18 protein-coding genes are annotated in these 19,552 nt (G+C 58.2%); 13 read left to right on the top strand and 5 right to left on the bottom strand.

Annotation, left to right across the window (positions count from 1 at the left end; all coding sequences use genetic code 11):
- Positions 1 to 12: 12 nt before the first annotated feature.
- Positions 13 to 393 carry a hypothetical protein gene (locus V1572_RS08550; RefSeq protein WP_025912684.1) on the bottom strand — a complete coding sequence of 127 codons (381 nt, stop codon included), beginning with the start codon at positions 391 to 393 and terminating at the stop codon, positions 13 to 15.
- Positions 394 to 1,069: 676 nt separating this feature from the next.
- Positions 1,070 to 3,103, bottom strand: coding sequence for a choline BCCT transporter BetT (gene betT, locus V1572_RS08545; RefSeq protein ID WP_045335450.1), 2,034 nt, complete (start codon positions 3,101 to 3,103; stop codon positions 1,070 to 1,072).
- A 128-nt stretch (positions 3,104 to 3,231) separates the two neighbouring features.
- On the opposite strand from betT, the gene betI reads away from it, so the two are divergent.
- From betI to V1572_RS08505, 8 genes are all read left to right on the top strand, one after another.
- A complete protein-coding gene (gene betI, locus V1572_RS08540) occupies positions 3,232 to 3,819 on the top strand; it encodes a transcriptional regulator BetI (RefSeq protein WP_023343550.1) in 588 nt (195 codons plus the stop codon).
- A 13-nt stretch (positions 3,820 to 3,832) separates the two neighbouring features.
- Positions 3,833 to 5,305 (top strand): betaine-aldehyde dehydrogenase, encoded by a 1,473-nt coding sequence (gene betB / locus V1572_RS08535; protein WP_032656123.1) that lies wholly within the window; start codon positions 3,833 to 3,835, stop codon positions 5,303 to 5,305.
- Between the two features lie 13 nt (positions 5,306 to 5,318).
- Positions 5,319 to 6,983, top strand: a complete 1,665-nt coding sequence (gene betA / locus V1572_RS08530; RefSeq protein ID WP_395299867.1) for a choline dehydrogenase — start codon at positions 5,319 to 5,321, stop codon at positions 6,981 to 6,983.
- 591 nt (positions 6,984 to 7,574) lie between these two features.
- The gene (locus V1572_RS08525) at positions 7,575 to 8,138 is read left to right on the top strand and encodes a fasciclin domain-containing protein (RefSeq protein WP_395299983.1); all 564 of its coding nucleotides are present in this window, start codon (positions 7,575 to 7,577) and stop codon (positions 8,136 to 8,138) included.
- 43 nt (positions 8,139 to 8,181) lie between these two features.
- Positions 8,182 to 8,736 (top strand): RNA polymerase sigma factor, encoded by a 555-nt coding sequence (locus V1572_RS08520; protein ID WP_395299866.1) that lies wholly within the window; start codon positions 8,182 to 8,184, stop codon positions 8,734 to 8,736.
- Positions 8,733 to 9,380 carry an anti-sigma factor domain-containing protein gene (locus V1572_RS08515; RefSeq protein WP_252073955.1) on the top strand — a complete coding sequence of 216 codons (648 nt, stop codon included), beginning with the start codon at positions 8,733 to 8,735 and terminating at the stop codon, positions 9,378 to 9,380. Before V1572_RS08520 ends, V1572_RS08515 begins: the two co-directional genes overlap by 4 nt.
- A gap of 272 nt (positions 9,381 to 9,652) precedes the next feature.
- Positions 9,653 to 10,393, top strand: coding sequence for an SDR family oxidoreductase (locus V1572_RS08510; protein WP_252073951.1), 741 nt, complete (start codon positions 9,653 to 9,655; stop codon positions 10,391 to 10,393).
- A gap of 33 nt (positions 10,394 to 10,426) precedes the next feature.
- Complete coding sequence (locus V1572_RS08505) at positions 10,427 to 12,121, top strand: thiamine pyrophosphate-binding protein (RefSeq protein WP_395299865.1); 1,695 nt, start codon at positions 10,427 to 10,429, stop codon at positions 12,119 to 12,121.
- 33 nt (positions 12,122 to 12,154) lie between these two features.
- On the opposite strand, the gene V1572_RS08500 is transcribed toward V1572_RS08505, so the two are convergent.
- Positions 12,155 to 12,853 (bottom strand): GNAT family N-acetyltransferase, encoded by a 699-nt coding sequence (locus V1572_RS08500; protein ID WP_045909642.1) that lies wholly within the window; start codon positions 12,851 to 12,853, stop codon positions 12,155 to 12,157.
- A gap of 201 nt (positions 12,854 to 13,054) precedes the next feature.
- On the opposite strand from V1572_RS08500, the gene V1572_RS08495 reads away from it, so the two are divergent.
- The 5 genes from V1572_RS08495 (at position 13,055) to V1572_RS08475 (ending at position 18,087) form a co-directional block, all read left to right on the top strand.
- A complete protein-coding gene (locus V1572_RS08495; RefSeq protein ID WP_395299864.1) occupies positions 13,055 to 14,623 on the top strand; it encodes an ABC transporter substrate-binding protein in 1,569 nt (522 codons plus the stop codon).
- A gap of 97 nt (positions 14,624 to 14,720) precedes the next feature.
- Positions 14,721 to 15,734: an ABC transporter permease gene (locus V1572_RS08490; RefSeq protein WP_395299863.1), complete on the top strand. Its 1,014-nt coding sequence runs from the start codon at positions 14,721 to 14,723 to the stop codon at positions 15,732 to 15,734.
- Positions 15,734 to 16,567, top strand: coding sequence for an ABC transporter permease (locus V1572_RS08485; RefSeq protein WP_262808835.1), 834 nt, complete (start codon positions 15,734 to 15,736; stop codon positions 16,565 to 16,567). The genes V1572_RS08490 and V1572_RS08485 overlap by 1 nt, the downstream gene beginning before the upstream one ends.
- Entirely contained in the window at positions 16,560 to 17,396 is an 837-nt protein-coding gene (locus V1572_RS08480) for an ABC transporter ATP-binding protein (RefSeq protein ID WP_395299862.1), read from the top strand. Before V1572_RS08485 ends, V1572_RS08480 begins: the two co-directional genes overlap by 8 nt.
- Positions 17,383 to 18,087: an ABC transporter ATP-binding protein gene (locus tag V1572_RS08475; protein WP_048026915.1), complete on the top strand. Its 705-nt coding sequence runs from the start codon at positions 17,383 to 17,385 to the stop codon at positions 18,085 to 18,087. Before V1572_RS08480 ends, V1572_RS08475 begins: the two co-directional genes overlap by 14 nt.
- Positions 18,088 to 18,166: 79 nt before the next feature.
- Here V1572_RS08475 and V1572_RS08470 read toward each other — a convergent pair whose 3' ends face one another.
- Positions 18,167 to 18,640, bottom strand: coding sequence for a cold-shock protein (locus V1572_RS08470; RefSeq protein ID WP_045909648.1), 474 nt, complete (start codon positions 18,638 to 18,640; stop codon positions 18,167 to 18,169).
- 138 nt (positions 18,641 to 18,778) lie between these two features.
- The gene (locus V1572_RS08465) at positions 18,779 to 19,549 is read right to left on the bottom strand and encodes a (S)-acetoin forming diacetyl reductase (RefSeq protein ID WP_023618768.1); all 771 of its coding nucleotides are present in this window, start codon (positions 19,547 to 19,549) and stop codon (positions 18,779 to 18,781) included.
- Positions 19,550 to 19,552: the final 3 nt, after the last annotated feature.

Genomic DNA, 19,552 nt, shown 5'->3' with positions numbered 1-19,552 from the left:
CATATAACATGATTAAGATGAAGTTTTGACAACATATATGCGCTCTAAGCAAGACCTATCGATTACATAAGCTTTTCCATCAACCCTTGCAAAGGGATACCGCTCAAAGCCGACGGTATTAAACGCATTTTGAATTTTTTTAATCATGGACAGTAGATAAGATCTGGAACACCGCAATCCATGATCCTCAAAAACATGTACGATGATGTCATTATCGTAGACAATTCCTTCATCCATTCCTGACAATAAATACTCAAACAATCTGGCTTTCGTTGTACCAAATCTTTTGATTCGGCCATTTTTGATATTAATTAGCGTGCGCGTTGTTGGCCTGTATTCCAGATGCTGGAAAATGGTGTATCCATACAGAAGTTCGTCAGAGACAAAAGGCACAACCACTCCTTAGGGGCTTATCGTTCTCATTTCTTTGACATCTCCTCCTCCGCACTGGGTAATCAGTGTTCGCCTGATTTGTAGAAGATGGTATTTGAATGAAGAAAATGTGACAATGAGACAGATTTATCAAGATAAAAAATCACAATCTCGACTCTATTAGAAATATTCAACCGCTAACGTAACATTATTAAGTATAAAAATCCTTTTGATAAAACAATGTATAAAGCCAACACTAATTTTTAACACGATTATTACACAAGCATATTCATCCATTATAATTAACAAAACAGAACAAAAAACCAAACAAAAAACAATCAATAAATCAAATCAATAAGTTAGTAGAGTAAAGAAAAGGAATTAAACCTTTTCTTAATAGGGTTAATTTAAGATTATTCATGACAAAACTTTGAGTTTTAGTAAAACGCCCAATACAAAACCTGAATTTTCTTTACAAAACTCTAACACCCGCTCGTGTGAATAATAAAAAACATATTAAAAATCAATCACATCATGAGAGATCACACTCAGATCAATTTTTTTGATGAAAATTAACATTATTCCGGCACATTCCTTCTTCCCTTCCCGTGATGAGTTCTGCCAGCAAACTCAAGAGATAAAAAAGGCAAGTGCCGATAGACACTTGCCTTATATTGCGCGTTTGTAAAAAAGTAACTTACGTATCCGGGAACATCACGCTATTCCCCGGCGCTTCCCTGTGCAGGTGGATAAAGTTCAGATGCCGTTCATACTGGTCCAGAATATCCGTAATCACCTGCTCCTTGCTGTAGTCCATCAAATCATTCCCCTGACTTCCTTCCAGCAGGAAGGTCTCCAGCCGATAGTAGGTCGACTTCCCGCTGCGCGCCCGGTAGGTAAAGCCGGGGACCGAGTACTGCTGCGGCCAGATCTGGTAGACAAAATTCTGCTCGTCGCCCATGTGCACCAGCAGGTCCAGGTGCCCCAGGGTCTCGCCCTCCTCCGGCGGCAGGTTTTTCAGCTCCACGTAGGCGCCGCGCAGCTTCAGCTCCTGCGCCACCTCTTCCATTGCCGGGAAGCAGACCGTCTCCATCATCTGTTTGGTGTAGCGCGTGCCCGGGTAGTTCATCAGGCGCGACAGGCGTTTCTTCCAGCTCAGCCTGTCCTGGGCCCCCATCGGACGCGGTGCGGTGTCGCGGCTGGCGCTGACACGGCGGTAATCTTCCACCTTGAGCGATTTATACAGCCCGGCCATCACGAAGAAGATAACGAAGCTGAACGGCAGCCCCATGATCACCGTGGTGTTCTGCAACGCCGAGATGCCGTTGGTCATCAGCATGCCGAGCGTCAGCAGGCCGATGGCGACGGACCAGAAGATGCGCAGCCAGTTCGGCGCATCGCTGTTGATGTCTTTGAGCTTCGAGGTGAAGTTGCCCAGCACCAGCGCGCCGGAATCCGCTGAGGTGACGTAAAACAGCAGGCCGGTAATGGTCGCCACGGAAGCGCTAAAGGTGAACGCCGGGTACTGCGCCAGCAGGCTGTAGAAGCCGCGCTCCGGGTGCGCCATCGCTTCCTGTGCAAAGGTTGCGTTGCCGTGGATGATCTCATGGAGCGCGCTGTTGCCGAACACCGACAGCCACAGCAGGGTAAAGGTGAACGGGATAATCAGCGTGCCCATAACAAACTGACGGATGGTGCGGCCACGTGAAATACGCGCCAGGAACAGGCCGACAAACGGCGACCACGCGACCCACCACGCCCAGAAGAAAAGCGTCCAGTTGTTCATCCACTCCACCGGGCGGTCGAAGGCGAAGCTGTTCAGCGTCATGCCCATAAAGCGGTTCACGTAGTCGCCCACGTTCAGCACTAAGGCATTGAGCAGGAATGAGGTGTCGCCCATAAACAGCACGAACAGGATCAGGCCCAGCGCCAGCGCCACGTTCAGCTCGGAGAGCACGCGGATGCCCTTATCGACGCCCGACGTCACCGAAATGGTGGCGATAATGACGGAGAGCGCAATCAGCGCCGCTTTCGCCGCCATCGAATCCGGAATATCAAACAGCACGCTCAGCCCGTAGTTGAGCTGCACCACGCCAATCCCGAGCGTTGTCGCGATGCCGAAGATGGTGCCGATCACCGCCGCAATGTCGACGCTGTGGCCAATCGGGCCGTTGATCTTTTTACCGAAAATTGGGTACAGCGCGGAGCGGATGGTGAGGGGCAAATTATAACGATAGCTAAAGTATCCCAGCGCCATCCCCATCAGGGCGTACATTGACCAGCCGGTCAGGCCGTAGTGGAACAGCGTCCAGACCATCGCCTGGCGTGCGGCCTCCATCGTCTGCCCTGCCCCTTCCGGGGGCTGCATATACTGCGTGACCGGTTCCGCCACGGAGAAGAACATCAGGTCGATGCCGATGCCCGCGGCAAACAGCATCGCGGCCCAGCTCAGCAGGCTGAACTCGGGCTTGGACTGCTCGGGACCGAGCTTAACGGAGCCGAAGCGCGAGCAGGCAATGCAGACCACAAAGACGATATAGAGCGTCGCCGCCAGCAGGTAGTACCAGCCGAAGGTCTTTGACACCCAGTTCAGGGTGCGTCCAATCCACTCGGCAGAAAAATCGCGAAAGAAGATCGTTGTCAGGGAAAACAACAAAATCAGCCCGGCGGACGTATAAAAAACGACCGGGTTGATTTTGTCTTTTTCTCTGTCCTGTGAAAGGTCTGTCATCCAGTATCCTCACTATTTTTGTAACTATTAAAATCCAAATCCGCAACAATTAAGACACATTTTATATTGAACGTCCAATCAAAAACCGCTTTAATGGTTAACCAACGCTGATGAATGGAGTGGCAAAAATGCCCAAAGTGGGGATGCAGCCGATCCGGCGCAGGCAGCTTATCGACGCCACGCTGGAAGCAATAAATGAAGTGGGAATGCATGACGCGACGATCGCGCAGATCGCCCGTCGGGCAGGCGTTTCCACGGGGATCATCAGTCACTATTTCAAAGACAAAAACGGCCTGCTGGAAGCGACTATGCGCGACATCACCGGCCAGCTGCGCGATGCGGTATTAAGCCGCCTGCACGCCCTGCCGAACGGCAGCGCGGAGCAGCGTCTGCAGGCGATTGTCGGCGGTAACTTTGATGAAACCCAGGTGAGCAGCGCGGCGATGAAGGCCTGGCTGGCCTTCTGGGCAAGCAGCATGCATCAGCCGATGCTCTACCGCCTGCAGCAGGTGAGCAGCCGCCGCCTGCTGTCGAACCTGGTGTACGAGTTCCGCCGCGAGCTTCCGCGCGAGCAGGCCCAGGAGGCGGGATATGGGCTGGCGGCGCTGATCGACGGGCTGTGGCTGCGCGCCGCGCTGAGCGGCAAGCCGCTGGATAAGACCCTGGCGCAGTCACTGACCAGCCACTTTATCAGCCAGCATTTACCGACCGAATAACCGAGGAGAATTTATGTCCCGAATGGCAGAACAGCAGCTTTATATCAATGGTGGTTATACATCGGCCACCAGCGGTCGCACCTTCGAGACCATCAACCCGGCCAACGGTGAAGTCCTGGCGACCGTACAGGCCGCCGGGCGCGAAGACGTCGATCGCGCCGTAGAAAGCGCAACGCGCGGGCAAAAAGTCTGGGCGGCGATGACCGCCATGGAGCGCTCTCGCATCCTGCGTCGCGCCGTCGACATCCTGCGCGAGCGCAACGACGATCTGGCAAAGCTGGAAACCCTCGACACCGGTAAAGCGTATTCCGAAACCTCAACCGTGGATATCGTCACCGGTGCGGACGTGCTGGAGTACTACGCGGGTCTGATCCCGGCGCTGGAAGGCAGCCAGATCCCCTTGCGTGAGACCTCATTCGTCTATACCCGCCGCGAGCCGCTGGGCGTGGTGGCGGGCATCGGCGCGTGGAACTACCCGATCCAGATCGCCCTGTGGAAATCGGCCCCGGCGCTGGCGGCGGGCAACGCAATGATCTTCAAGCCGAGCGAAGTGACGCCGCTTACCGCCCTGAAGCTTGCCGAGATCTACACCGAAGCGGGCCTGCCGGACGGCGTGTTTAACGTCCTGCCGGGCGTGGGTGCGGAGACCGGCCAGTACCTGACCGAGCATCCGGGCATCGCCAAAGTCTCCTTTACCGGCGGCGTCGCCAGCGGCAAAAAGGTGATGGCGAACGCCGCGGCCTCCTCCCTGAAAGAGGTGACGATGGAGCTGGGCGGCAAATCGCCGCTGATTATTTTTGACGATGCGGATCTGGATCTCGCGGCGGACATTGCCATGATGGCCAACTTTTTCAGCTCCGGCCAGGTGTGCACCAACGGCACCCGCGTGTTTGTTCCGGCTAAGTTCAAAGCCGCGTTTGAGCAGAAAATCGTTGAGCGCGTGGGCCGCATCCGCGCGGGCGATCTGTTCGATGAAGCTACCAACTTTGGTCCGATGGTCAGCTTCCCGCACCGCGACAGCGTGATGCGCTACATCGCCAAAGGCAAAGAGGAAGGCGCGCGCGTGCTGTGCGGCGGCGACGTGCTGAAGGGCGAAGGCTTCGATAACGGCGCGTGGGTGGCCCCGACCGTGTTCACCGACTGCACCGACGAGATGACCATCGTGCGCGAAGAGATCTTCGGCCCGGTGATGTCCATCCTCACCTATGAGTCCATTGAGGAAGCGATTCGCCGCGCCAACGACACCGACTACGGGCTGGCGGCAGGCATCGTCACGGCCGACCTGAACCGCGCCCACGGTGCCATTCATCAGCTCGAGGCGGGCATCTGCTGGATCAACACCTGGGGTGAATCCGCTGCAGAGATGCCGGTCGGCGGCTACAAGCACTCCGGCATTGGCCGCGAGAACGGCGTCATGACGCTGCAGAGCTATACCCAGGTGAAGTCCATCCAGGTTGAGATGGGTAAATTCCAGTCCATATTTTAACCGGGAGGTTTATTTGCAATTTGACTACATCATTATCGGGGCCGGCTCTGCCGGCAACGTGCTGGCTACACGACTGACTGAAGATCCGAACACCACCGTCCTGCTGCTTGAAGCAGGCGGACCGGATTACCGCTTTGACTTCCGCACCCAGATGCCCGCCGCGCTGGCGTTCCCGCTGCAGGGCAAGCGCTACAACTGGGCGTACGAAACCGAGCCAGAGCCGTACATGAACAACCGCCGCATGGAGTGCGGGCGCGGCAAAGGGCTGGGCGGCTCGTCGCTGATCAACGGCATGTGCTACATCCGCGGTAACGCGATGGACCTCGACCACTGGGCAAAAGAGCCGGGTCTGGAGCACTGGAGCTACCTCAACTGCCTGCCCTACTACCGCAAGGCAGAGACGCGCGACGTGGGGCCGAACGACTATCACGGCGGCGACGGTCCGGTGAGCGTCACCACTTCGAAACCGGGCGTGAACCCGCTGTTTGAGGCAATGGTGGAGGCGGGCGTGCAGGCGGGCTATCCGCGCACCGACGATCTCAACGGCTATCAGCAGGAGGGCTTCGGCCCGATGGACCGCACGGTCACGCCGCAGGGCCGACGCGCCAGCACCGCGCGCGGCTATCTGGATCAGGCGAAACCGCGCCCAAATCTGACCATCCGCACCCACGCCATGACCGATCGCATCCTCTTTGAGGGCAAGCGCGCGGTGGGCGTCGAGTGGCTGGAGGGTGAAAGCACCATCCCATCCAAAGCGACGGCAAAAAAAGAAGTGCTGCTGAGTTCCGGGGCGATTGCCTCTCCGCAGATCCTCCAGCGCTCCGGCGTGGGCAACGCTGACCTGCTGAAACAGTTCGATATCCCGCTGGTACACGATCTGCCCGGCGTGGGCGAAAACCTGCAGGATCACCTGGAGATGTACCTCCAGTACGAATGTAAAGAGCCGGTCTCCCTCTATCCTGCCCTGCAGTGGTGGAACCAGCCGAAGATTGGCGCCGAGTGGCTGTTTGGCGGCACCGGCGTGGGCGCGAGCAACCACTTCGAAGCGGGTGGGTTTATCCGCAGCCGTGAAGAGTTTGAGTGGCCGAACATTCAGTACCACTTCCTGCCGGTGGCGATTAACTACAACGGCTCGAACGCGGTGAAAGAGCACGGCTTCCAGTGCCACGTCGGCTCCATGCGCTCGCCGAGCCGTGGGCACGTGCGCATCCAGTCGCGCGATCCGCACCAGCATCCGGCGATCCTGTTCAACTACATGTCCCACGAGCAGGACTGGCAGGAGTTCCGCGACGCGATCCGCATCACCCGCGAGATCATGCACCAGCCCGCGCTGGACAAGTACCGCGGCCGTGAAATCAGTCCGGGTATTGACTGCCAGACCGACGAGCAGCTGGACGAGTTCGTGCGCAACCACGCCGAAACCGCCTTCCACCCGTGCGGCACCTGCAAGATGGGCTATGACGAGATGGCGGTGGTCGACGGCGAAGGCCGCGTTCACGGGCTGGAAGGGCTGCGCGTGGTGGATGCGTCGATTATGCCGCAGATCATCACCGGCAACCTGAACGCCACCACCATTATGATTGGCGAAAAGATTGCCGACGCCATTCGTGGACGCGAGCCGCTGGCGAAGAGCACAGCGGCGTATTATGTGGCGAACGGGGCACCGGTGAGGCGCTGAGGATATTTCCCCTCACCCTGCCCCTCTCCCCATAGGCTGAGGGATCCCCAGTAATTTTAAGCAGCATCAATAACGTTGTTTAAGAACGACTGAAGCCTTTCAGCGATGCCCTGGTCCGGCTGTAAATCGCTGAGGCGTTTCCTGCAGGCCGGGGCGAGGCGCATGGATGCGCCGAGAGGGCGGGCTTTACAGGGACGTTACCTCCGCCCGTCCCCGATAAGCCGGAAGGAATAAGCCGAGGGCACCGCGTAGCGGCGATTTACCGCCGGGAGCCCGGGTCGCCAGGGTGGTGGCGACTGAGCCACCCTGGCACGTTCACAGGTTATGGGGTTACAGAGTAGCAAGGAACATAAAGTGAACGGAATGACCACAACAGCTGTATGTTCCCCTCACCCTAACCCTCTCCCCGGAGGGGCGAGGGGACTGTTCCGTGCTGGCATTACTTTGTGGGGCCCCCTCAGCTCCATAGGGGAGAGGGGATTAACCTCCCCCTTCAAAAATTTATTTTTATTTTCCTGCATCCAGTTTCCACCCGCCCCTCGTATATGAGTTTGTGAGCAACCCCTTTGCTCCCCAATCCGAGGAAAGATGATGAAAAAGCTAACCCGTGTTGCATTCGTAACCAGCGCTTTACTCTTCTGTGCAAGCGCATCAGCCGCCATGACGTCAGGCTCCGTGATGGTGGGCGGAGCGGAAATGTTCCCGAGCAAAAATATTGTTGAAAACGCCATAAACTCGAAAGATCACACCACGCTGGTAGCCGCCGTCAAAGCGGCAGGACTGGTGGATACGCTTCAGAGCAAAGGGCCGTTCACCGTGTTTGCGCCGACCAATGCGGCGTTTGCGAAATTGCCTGCCGGCACGGTCGAGAACCTGGTCAAACCCGAAAACAAAGCCACGCTCACCAGCATCCTGACCTATCACGTGGTCGCCGGTAATTACGATATGAAAGCGCTGGAGCAGAAAATTAAACAGGGCGGCGGCCACGCGGAGCTGAAGACCGTTAACGGTCAGCCACTGTGGATCATGAGCAACGGCCCGCACAATATTCAGCTTAAGGACGGTAAAGGCAATGTGGCGAACATTAGCACCTATGACGTTCATCAAAAAAACGGCGTGATCGATGTGATTGATACCGTCCTGATGCCTAAGTAGTTGTCTATACTTCGGAAGTGTGACGTTGCCTTCCGGGAAAAACATGGATAACGCGCTGGCTGAACAGCAAATGAAATTAATGCAGGCGGTCGCAAACGGCGATCGCCGTGCATTTGAACAACTTTATCGACTCACGTCGCCACACCTGTTTGCCGTCGCGCTGCGCATGCTGCGTGACCGCGCGTGGGCAGAAGAGATCCTTCACGACTGTTTTATCACCGTCTGGAGTAAAGCCGAAACCTACAACGCTACACTGAGCTCCCCGATGACCTGGCTTACGCACATTGTGCGCAACCGCTGTATTGACTGGCTGCGCAGCGGGCAAACCCGCGCTGCCGACCGCGAGACGGCGTATAACGACGCGATTCTGCCTTGCGAGAACGATGAGCAGAATAACTGGCACGACGATGTGCAGGCAGAACGGCTCAGACAGTGTCTCGAACATTTGAGCAGCGAGCAGCGCCAGAGCATTACGCTCGCCTACTATCAGGGAATGTCTCACAGCGACATTGCCGACTGGCTCCAGCAGCCTCTGGGCTCGGTGAAAAGCTGGATACGTCGGGCAATGGACCATCTTCGGGAGTGTGTCGGGCTATGAATGACGCAGAAAAACGTGACGACATGCTGGCAGCAGAGTATGCCCTCGGCACGCTGCGGGGAGGAGCGCGGCTTCAGTTCCAGAAAAGGGTCCTCCATGAACCCGCTCTGGCCGCCCGCGTGGCGTACTGGCAGGAGATGTTCAGCACGCTGGATAGTCATCTTGTGCCCGTCCCTCCACCCGAGACGGTGTGGAAGAGAATCGCCCTCGATCTGCCGCCCAAAAAGCCTTTACGCAAAAGTCGGCCTTATGTCGGCTGGATGGCTGCGGCCTCCCTCGCCGCCCTGTCGGTCGTTGCCTGGTATGCCATCCGTACCCCGGAACTCGCTCCGCTGATGGTACTCAACGATACCCAACAGCACGGACAGTGGGTCGTCAGCGCGGACGCCAGCCGTCAGCACCTGAGCATTGCCCCTCTTCGACCAACGGCCGTCGCGGCGCAACACAGCCTGCAGCTTTGGCTGATCCCAGGCGGGCAGGCGCCGATATCCATGGGGCTGCTGCATAACGACATCCCCACACGCGTCACCCTCAGGAACACAACGCTCCCTCCTGACGCCATGATAGCCATAAGCCTTGAACCAGAGGGCGGCTCGCCCACTGGTCTCCCGACAGGGCCGGTGCTTTACAGTGGCAAATTGTAATCTCAGGCCCTGTTCGCAGGGCCACTATCGTGACCTGATTTCATTTATATACTATTCTCGGTTACCTATAAGAATTAAATATTAAGCCTGTAATTAATTTGATTATTAAAAAACGACATTGACAGACTCTCCCGCACTCCATTAAGTTTTAAACGAACATCATTTTATTCCCGATACACAATATATCAAAAACCGCGTTAATGAATTTGTCATTATTCATTAACGCTTCTCTGCCTTTTATTTTTTGCATCACTCAATAGCGAGATAAGATCATGAATAATAGTGCAAACAAGGTTGTTGTCATTACCGGTGCCAGCAGCGGTATTGGTCAGGCGATTGCCCTCCATTTAGCGAATAACGCGTTTTCGCTGGTGCTGGTGGCGCGCCGTCTGGACAGAATTAATGCCCTGGTGGATCAGATTATTCAGCAAGGCGGCAAGGCTATTGCCGTCAAGGCCGATGTCACCCGTCAGGAAGAGGTTCAGCGCGCCATTGACGCTGCCGTTGACGCCTACCAGCGCGTGGATGTGCTGATCAACAACGCGGGCTTTATGGCTATCGCCCCGCTTAGCGAGCTGAAAACCGACGAATGGGACAAGATGATTGACACCAATCTGAAAGGGGTACTGTACGGCATCGCTGCCGCTTTCCCGGTGTTCCAGCGTCAGGGCAGCGGGCATTTTATTAACGTTGCCTCCGTCGCGGGCATCAAGGTGCTGGCGCCTGGCGGCGTGGTGTACAGCGCCACGAAATTCGCCGTCCGCGCGCTGAGTGAAGGCTTACGTCAGGAGGCGGGTAGAACCCTCCGCACGACGCTTATTTCGCCCGGCGCCGTCGAGAGCGAACTGCAATTCGGTAGCTCTGACGAAGAGAGCAAAAAATTTCTCCATGAGTTTTATAAGCAGGCTATTCCGGCTGAAGCAATTGCCCGCGCGGTTTTATTTGCTATTGAACAGCCTGGCGACGTTGATATTAATGAAATTGTTGTTCGTCCAACGCAGGAAGAATTTTAGCCTGGGTTAAATAATACTGAATGAGGTGTCAGTATGATTAAATCATTAACGTCCTTATCAGATCTCAATATGCGAACGGGTGCCGATATTCTCCTTGAAGTGCTGGAGAGTGAAAGCGTGGAATATATTTTTGGCAACCCCGGAACCACCGAGCTTCCACTCATTGATGCCCTGCTTCGCCATGAAAATATTCACTATATTCTGGCGCTACAGGAGAGCACCGTGGTGGCAATTGCTGACGGCTATGCGAAAGCCTCCGGCAAAACGGGCTTTATCAATTTGCATACCGCCAGCGGTCTGGGGCACGGGATGGGGAATCTCATTAATTCGCGGATCATGAAAACCCCGCTGGTTGTCACCGTCGGACAGCAGGATACGCGACACTACGTGCGCGACCCGCTCCTGTACGATGACATTGTCTCCATTGGCTCCCCGGTCATGAAATGGGCGCAGGAGGTCACCAGCGCCGACCAGCTCCCGGTGCTGGTGCGCCGCGCGTTTCACGCTGCCAGCTATCCTCCGGCTGGTCCGGTGCTGCTCTCTCTGCCAATGGACGTGATGGAAGAGCTGAGCGACGCCGGGATACAAACGGCCTCTAAAGTGAACTACCACACCGTGGCGGGCTCGCTGGACGAACTGGCCGAAGAACTGAGCCAGGTTACGCCCGGCAGGATCATGATTGTGGCGGGCGATGAGGTGCACTCCAGCGGCTCGATGCAGGAGATTGTCCAGCTGGCGGAAGCGCTCAGCGCCCACGTCTACGGATCCTCCTGGCCGCTGAATTTACCTTTTCCCACTCAGCACGCGCTCTGGCGGGGCAATATGCCCACCACCGCCAGCGAAATCGCCAGCATCATCAACGCCTACGATGCCGTATTCATCATCGGCGGCAGAAGCCTGATCACCATTTTGTACAGCGAGGGCGAGGCCATTCCGGCGACCTGCGCGGTGTATCAGCTCTCGGCGGATATGCACGAGCTTGGCCGTACGTATGCCACTCGCCTTTCGGTGATGGGGGATATCAAGCTCTCCCTGCACGAACTGTTGCCGAAGCTTGAGCAGCGCCTGATCGCCAGCAGGCTGGTCCACCAGCGGCTGCTGGTTGCGGCCCGCGACGAACGGGAGAAGGAGTGGCAGCAGCAGGAGGAACGTCTGGCCGCCGAGCGGCTACGCCCGGCGATCTCCCCGATGGTCGCAGCCTGGGAAGTCATCCGATCCATTCCGGCGGGTACCACCATCGTTGATGAGGCGATAGCGACCGCCAGGCATGTCCGCCGGTTCATCTCTGACCAGCAGCACCAGCGCTACTACTTTATGCGCGGCGGCGGACTGGGCTGGGGGATGCCTGCCTCAGTAGGGCACTCGCTGGGACGCGGACGGGAGCCGGTGGTCTGCCTGATAGGTGACGGAGCCTCCCTGTACTCGCCGCAGGCGCTCTGGACGGCGGCACACGAAAATCTGCCGGTCACCTTTATCGTCATGAATAACAGGGAGTACAACATCCTGAAAAACTTTATGAAGAGCCAGGCTGACTACAGCTCAACGCGGCTGGGGCGTTTTATCGGGATGGACCTGGTGAACCCGCATATCGATTTTCAGTCGCTGGCCACCGCCATGGGCGTCCACTGCTGCCGGGTAACCGAAGCTGCCGATATCGCCGAAGCGGTAGCGCGCGGGCTACAGTCAGGAAAAACCAACCTGATTGAAATCGCGATTTCCGCGGATTAGCCGCGCGTTTACGCTGTACCCTACATAAAAAACTTATAACCGAAACGCCTCAAGACGCTTTATCTGACGCCCGTCGTCGTCAAAATTCTCCGCCGCCAGCCAGGCGCGCAGCTCCGCGTCTCTTTGCGGCCATTCGCCGTCAATTATAGAAAGCATATCGCTGTCGCGGTTGCGCCCTTTGCGCACCAGCTTCTGGCGCAGGCGCCCTTCCCAGACAAACCCCAGCCGCTCCGCCGCCCTGCGTGAGGCCACGTTCATCGAATCGCACTTCCACTCCAGCCGCCGGTAGCCGTGCTCAAACGCATTTTTCAGCAGCAGCCACACCGTTTCAGTGCCGATGCGGGAACCTTTCATTTTACGCGACCAGGTCACGTGTCCTATCTCCACCGACCCCAGTAGCCGCTCGTTGGCCATATAGCTCACCAGCCCCACCGCACGTTCGGTACGTAAGTCAATGACGGCAAACGGCACAAGCTCATCATCCATGACCTTCGCCATGATCCAGTGCGCGGTGGCTTCCACGCTCGTGGGCTGCGTGCTGGCAAGCCACGTCCAGTCGCTGTCGTCGCCCAGCGCGTAGGCCTCATAGAGATCGGCCGCGTGGCGGTCAGCGTCCAGCGGCTCCAGGCGACAATACTGGCCGAACAGCGGCGTGCGGGTTAACGCGCGCGCGCCTTTCCAGTCGGGAACGATATCGTTAACGGTTTGACCATGTTGATTGATTTCGGGCACGGCGATGACTCCCTGAAAGGTAAGGCATTTGTTATAGCAGGTTAAAAAGCAGGCGAAAAGCAGCGTGTTTTAATAGCCCGAGCGCATGCGATATTCCCGGAAGGCATAAGTAAAGCTGAATTTCGACTTTGTGGAATGTCACAGTCGCCCTAACGTAGCGGAGCATAAAACAATCACAATATATTCTTCTCAGGGATCGCTATGACAAAAAAACTGTTGCCGTTACTGGTGCTGGCTGCGCTCTCAGGCGCAGCCCACGCCGCTACGCCGCCCAACACGCTGGTGGTTGCCCAGGGGCTTGATGATATCGTGAGCCTCGACCCGGCCGAAGCCAACGAGCTCTCCAGCATCCAGACCGTGCCGAGCCTGTACCAGCGTCTGGTGCAGCCGGACCGCGATAATCCGGAAAAAATCACGCCGATTCTGGCAGAAAGCTGGGAAGCGGACGCGGCAGCAAAAACCCTGACCATCAAGCTTAAACCCGATGCGAAATTCGCCTCCGGCAACCCGCTGCGCCCGGAAGATGTGATCTTCTCTTATACCCGCGCCGTGACGCTGAACAAATCCCCGGCCTTTATCCTCAACGTGCTGGGCTGGGAGGCGAGCAACATCGCCAGCCAGCTGAAAAAGGTGGACGATCATACCCTCCAGCTTCACTGGACGGCGGACGTCAGCCCGTCGGTGGCGCTGAATATCCTCTCCACGCCGATTGCCTCCATCGTCGATGAAAAAGAGGTCGCCGCGAACGTGAAGGATAATGACTTCGGTAACGCGTGGCTGAAAATGCACTCGGCGGGCAGCGGCGCCTTCAAAATGCGCGTCTATCAGCCGCATCAGGCCATCGTGCTGGAAGCTAACGACGCCGCGCCCGGCGGCGCGCCGAAGCTCAAAAGCATCATCATTAAAAACGTCCCCGATCCGGCTTCACGCCGCCTGCTGATCCAGCAGGGGGATGCGGACGTGGCGCGCGATCTGGGTGCAGACCAGATTAGCGCCCTGGACGGCAAGCTGGGTGTGAAGGTGCTGAGCATCCCGTCCGCCGAGCAGAATTACCTGGTGTTTAACACCGGCAACAGCGCCAATCCGCTGCTGAATAACCCGGCCTTCTGGGAAGCGTCGCGCTGGCTGGTCGATTATGACGGCATCACGAAGAACCTGCTGAAAGGCCAGTATTTTGTTCATCAGAGCTTCCTGCCGGTCGGCCTGCCGGGCGCGCTGGAAGACAATCCGTTTAAATTTGACCCGGCAAAAGCGAAAGCCATTCTCGCTAAAGCGGGTATTAAGGACGCGCACTTCACGCTGGACGTGGAGAACAAGCCGCCGTTTATCACCATCGCCCAGTCGATGCAGGCGAGCTTCGCTCAGGGTGGCGTGAAGGTGGATCTGCTGCCTGCCGCCGGGAGCCAGGTCTATGCCCGCGTGCGCGCTAAGCAGCATCAGGCGGCGATCCGTCTGTGGATCCCGGACTACTTCGATGCGCACTCTAACGCCAGCGCCTTCGCGTGGAACGACGGGAAGTCCAGCACCGTGGCCGGTCTGAACGGCTGGAAAATCCCGGAACTGAACAAGGCCACGCTGGCGGCGGTTGCCGAACCGGATCCGGCGAAGCGTCTGGATCTGTACAAGAAAATGCAGGAACAACTGCAGCAGAGCTCGCCGTACGTGTTCGTCGATCAGGGCAAAACCCAGATCGTGGTGCGCGATAACGTGAAGGGGTATCAGCAGGGGCTGAACGCGGATATGGTCTGGTACGATCGCGTCACGAAGTAGCCCTTGTTGCCGGGTGGCGCTGCGCTGACCCGGCCTGTGTTCTTGGTTTTTGTAGGCCGGGTAAGGCGAAGCCGCACCCGGCATGAAGAGATTTCTCATGCCACATCTTTCCACCCGCGTGCTTCAGGGCCTGCTGACCCTGCTGCTCACGCTCTTCGGGCTGCTGCTCGTCACGTTTGCGCTCTCGGCGTTTTCACCGGTCGATCGCGTGCTCCAGATCGTCGGGGATCACGCCAGCCAGTCGACGTACGATCAGGTTCGCCACCAGCTTGGGCTGGATCGTCCCCTGCCCGTGCAGTTCTGGCACTACCTGCAAAACCTTGTCCACGGTGATTTGGGCACCGCCAGCGCCACCGGGCAGCCGGTGCTGCAGGATCTGCTGCACGCCTTTCCCGCCACGCTGGAGCTGGCAACGCTAGCGCTAATTATCGGCACGGTACTCGGCGTGATTGCGGGTGTGCTGTGCGCCCGCTACGCCGGTTCGCCACTGGACTTAGCGATCAGAACGCTCACCCTGCTCGGCAACTCGGTGCCGATTTTCTGGCTTGGCCTGCTGATGCTGGCCCTGTTCTACGCCAGGCTGCAGTGGAGCGCGGGCCCCGGCAGGCTGGACGATATCTGGCAGTTCACCGTCGAGCCACGCACCGGCTTTGCGCTGATAGATACCTGGCTTTCCGGCGATCGCGAGGCATTCAGCAACGCCCTCAGCCACCTGGTGCTGCCGGTGGTGGTGCTGGCCTATTACTCGCTGGCGAGCATTACCCGCCTGACCCGCTCCTCCTGCCTCGGCGAAATGAACAAGGAGTACATCCTCCTTGCCCGCGCCAAGGGCGCCGGGGAGATGACCATTCTGCTGCGCCACGTCCTGCCGAACATTCGCAGCACCCTGCTGACGGTGATTGCCCTGGCCTACACCAGCATGCTGGAGGGTGCGGTATTAACAGAGACCGTGTTCTCGTGGCCGGGCATCGGACGCTATCTCACCACCGCCCTGTTCGCCGGAGACACCACCGCGGTCATGGGCGGCACGCTGCTGATTGGCGTCTGTTTTGTCCTGATCAATAACCTTACCGACCTGCTTGTGCGGGCGACCGACCCCAGGATGCGCTGATGCCGTTTTATCTCTTCTTACGCCGCCTGCGCCGCTCCCCTGCCGCCGTTTGCGGACTGATTGCCATCGCGCTGCTGGTGATTATTGCCCTGTTCGCCCCCTGGCTGGCGCCGGTTGATCCGAACTGGCAGGACGCCGCCGCGCGCCTGCAGGCACCGAACGGCCAGCACTGGCTGGGCACCGACGGCTACGGGCGGGATCTGCTCTCGCGCCTGATTTACGGCACGCGTCCGGCGCTCGGGCTGGTGGCCCTGGTGACGGTTATTACCCTGCCCGCCGGGCTGCTGGTGGGCATTTTGTCCGGCTACTACGGCGGCTGGATGGAGCGTATCCTGATGCGCTTCACCGACGTGGTGATGTCAATGCCGCGCCTGATCCTCGCCTTCGCATTTGTGGCGATGCTCGGTCCGGGGCTGGTCAACGGTGCGCTGGCGCTGGCCTTAACCACCTGGCCTGCCTACGCGCGGCAGGCGCGGAGCGAGATCCAGCGTCTGCGCCACAGCGATTATCTGGCCGCCGCCGAGATGATGGGTATCCGCGGCCTGCGCCTGCTGGTCGGCCATATTCTGCCCCTGTGCCTGCCCTCCGCGATTGTGCGGCTGGCGCTGGATCTGGCGGGGATTATTCTGGCCGCCGCCGGTCTCGGCTTCCTCGGCCTTGGCGCGCGTCCGCCCATGGCCGAATGGGGGGCGATGATTGCCGACGGCATGCAGGTCATTTTCGACCAGTGGTGGATTGCCGCCATTCCGGGCGGGGCGATTCTGTTTGCCAGCCTGGCCTTTAACCTGCTAGGCGATGGCCTGCGCGACGTACTGGAGCCACAGCATGACTAAACCCCGCGTCATCGTCGATGCGCTGAATATCGACTACCCCGCCGCACGCGTGGTCAACAACCTGAGCTTTACGCTTGGCAACGAGCGGCTGGCGCTGGTGGGGGAATCCGGCTCCGGCAAGTCCATGTCCGCCCGCGCCCTGATGGGTCTGGTGCGTAAACCCGGTATCGTGAGCGCCAACCGGCTTAACGTACTGGGCAACGACCTGCTGACCCTGAACGCCCGCCGCTGGCAGGCGCTGCGCGGCAACGGCATTGCGATGGTCCTGCAGGATCCGCGTTACGCCCTTAACCCCGTCAAAAGCGTCGCCGTCCAGCTTGAGGAGGCGCTCACGCTGCATCAGCGCCTGCCGCGCCCGGAGCGTGCGGCGCGCATTCACGACATCCTCCGCGCCGTCGGGCTGAGCGAGAACGTGCTGTCACGCTACCCCGGCGAACTTTCCGGGGGCATGGGCCAGCGGGTGATGATTGCGATTGCGCTGATCAACAACCCGCAGGTGCTGATTGCCGACGAACCGACCTCCGCGCTGGACGCGCGCCTGCGCAACCAGATCCTCGAGCTGCTGGTGCAGCAGTGCGAAGAACGCCAGATGGCGATGCTGTTAATCAGCCACGATCTTCCGCTGGTGGCGGAGCACTGCGACCGCGTGCTGGTGATGTATCAGGGCGAAAAGGTGGATGAGATGACAGCGAGCCAGCTCCCGCAGGCGACGCATCCGTACACGCGAACCCTGTGGACCTGTCGTCCAGACGCCCATACTTATGGACAGATGCTGCCGACGCTCGATCGTTCACAGCCGTGGAAGGAGGCCAACGATGGCGCTCGTTGAGGTTAACCAGGTGCAGGTCACCTTCGGGGAAAAAACGGCGGTCTCTGCCGCCAGCTTTAGCATTGAGAGAAGCGAGACGTTCAGCCTGATTGGCGAATCCGGCTGCGGCAAATCGACCCTTCTGCGCGTGCTGGCAGGGCTGCAGCGCGAGTGGCGCGGCAATATTGCGCTGCTGGGAAAAGCGTTAACGCCAGGGCGACGTTTTGAAGGCGAGTTTCGCCGCAACGTGCAGATGGTGTTTCAGGATCCGTGGGCGTCGCTGCACCCGAACCACACCATTGCGCGCACGCTGTCGGAGCCGTTAAGCATCCACGGCGAGACGCAAATCGCGGAAAAGGTGGCCAATGCGCTGCACGAGGTGGGGCTCTCCGCCGACGCGGGCAGGCGCTACCCGCACCAGCTTTCCGGCGGCCAGCGTCAGCGCGTTGCCATTGCCCGCGCGCTGCTGCTGCGCCCGCAGCTTCTGTTGCTGGATGAACCGACCTCGGCGCTGGATATGTCGGTACAGGCGGAAATCCTGAACCTGCTTAACCGCCTGAAGGCCGAGCATGAGATGACCTATCTGCTGGTCAGTCACGACGCGGATGTGATTGCCCATATGTCCGACCGGGCGGCATTGATGGCGCACGGGAAGATCCAGAAGGTGTTTGACCGTGAGGCGATGTTACGGGGCGAGCACAGGATGGGTTAAGTGCGCGCGGCGGTGCCCGGTGGCGCGTATGAGGTTATTTTGTAGGCCGGGTAAGGCGTCGCCGCTACCCGGCAAAACGTTACTTAAGCAGCTTCACCGTGGCATCAATGTCGATCTCATCTTCGGTGAAGATCAGCGTCGTATTCTGGAAGGTGGTGATCGCCAGCTTCTTCACCGTGCGCATTTCGCCCGGCTTTTTATCAGATTTCGGCTTGATGCTGTTCATCAGCAGCCCCACCGACAGCACCGCATTTTCTTTGTCGATTTTGGTATCCGCGGGCTCTTCTTCGTTGAACACCACGAAGGATTTGATCGAGGTGAGCTTCACGCGCTCGCCTGCGATATAGAGATGTTTGCTTTCGGGGATCACCTTCACCGCGTAGGCGGAAAGGCCTTTGTTGTTGGTGGTTGGCTCGAAGGTCACCGCGGCATCTTTCTTAATCAGATCGGGGTTCGCGACCTTAATCACATGAAAATAGCGGTTGTCGCCGTTTTCATCTTTGATAAATCCAAAGCCTTTATCTTTAAACCACGTTGTGATTGTACCGTTCATCGCTGTTACCGCCTGTCAGATCGTAATGACTAAAGTTTTGCAGCGCGCAGTGTAATGCACAATGGCGGAGGAGACAAAAAAAAGCCCCTGCACGGGTGCAGGGGAAAACTCATGTCAGAGCTTATTAGTATTGAATTTTTAGTTGAACACCATCCCACCATCGATGAGCAGAGACTGGCCGGTCATGTAGTCGGAATCCGGTCCTGCCAGGTATGAAACGCAGGCAGCGACATCTTCCGGTTCGGACAGGCGGCCAAGCGTGATGCGTTTGGCAAAGGTTTCGGTCCCGTAGCCCAGCGGTTTACCCGCCGCCTCGGAGACCTGACGGTCGATCTCTGCCCACATCGGCGTTTTCACGATGCCCGGACAGTAGGCGTTAACGGTGATCCCCAGCGGCGCAAGATCCCGCGCGGCGGTCTGGGTTAAGCCGCGCACCGCGAACTTACTGGAACTGTAGACGGCCAGTTCCGGGTTGCCGGTGTGGCCCGCCTGGGAGCAGGCGTTGATGATTTTGCCCCCGTGCCCCTCTTTGCGGAACGCGTCAATCGCGGCCTGGATCCCCCAGATCACCCCTTTCACGTTAATGTTGTAGACCTTGTCGACAATCTCCGGCGTGATGGACTCGATCGGCGTGGACGGCGCGATCCCGGCGTTATTGACGATCACGTGGAAACCGCCCAGCGCGGTGCGGGCTTTCTCTACCGCCGCAAATACCTGCTCGCGGTCAGAGACGTCCACCTTCACGGCGACGGCGTTACCGCCGTTACGGATAATTTCATCGGCCACGGCTCTGGCCGTCTCCGCGTTATAGTCGGCAATGGCGACGGCAAACCCATCCTTCACCAGGCGAAGCGCAATCGCTTTACCAATCCCCTGGCCTGAGCCTGTTACGAGAGCAACTTTTTGCATTTC

It is taken from the genome of Enterobacter quasiroggenkampii (assembly GCF_043972695.1).
GTDB lineage: Bacteria > Pseudomonadota > Gammaproteobacteria > Enterobacterales > Enterobacteriaceae > Enterobacter > Enterobacter quasiroggenkampii.
This window is presented reverse-complemented; position numbering and strand designations above follow the sequence as displayed.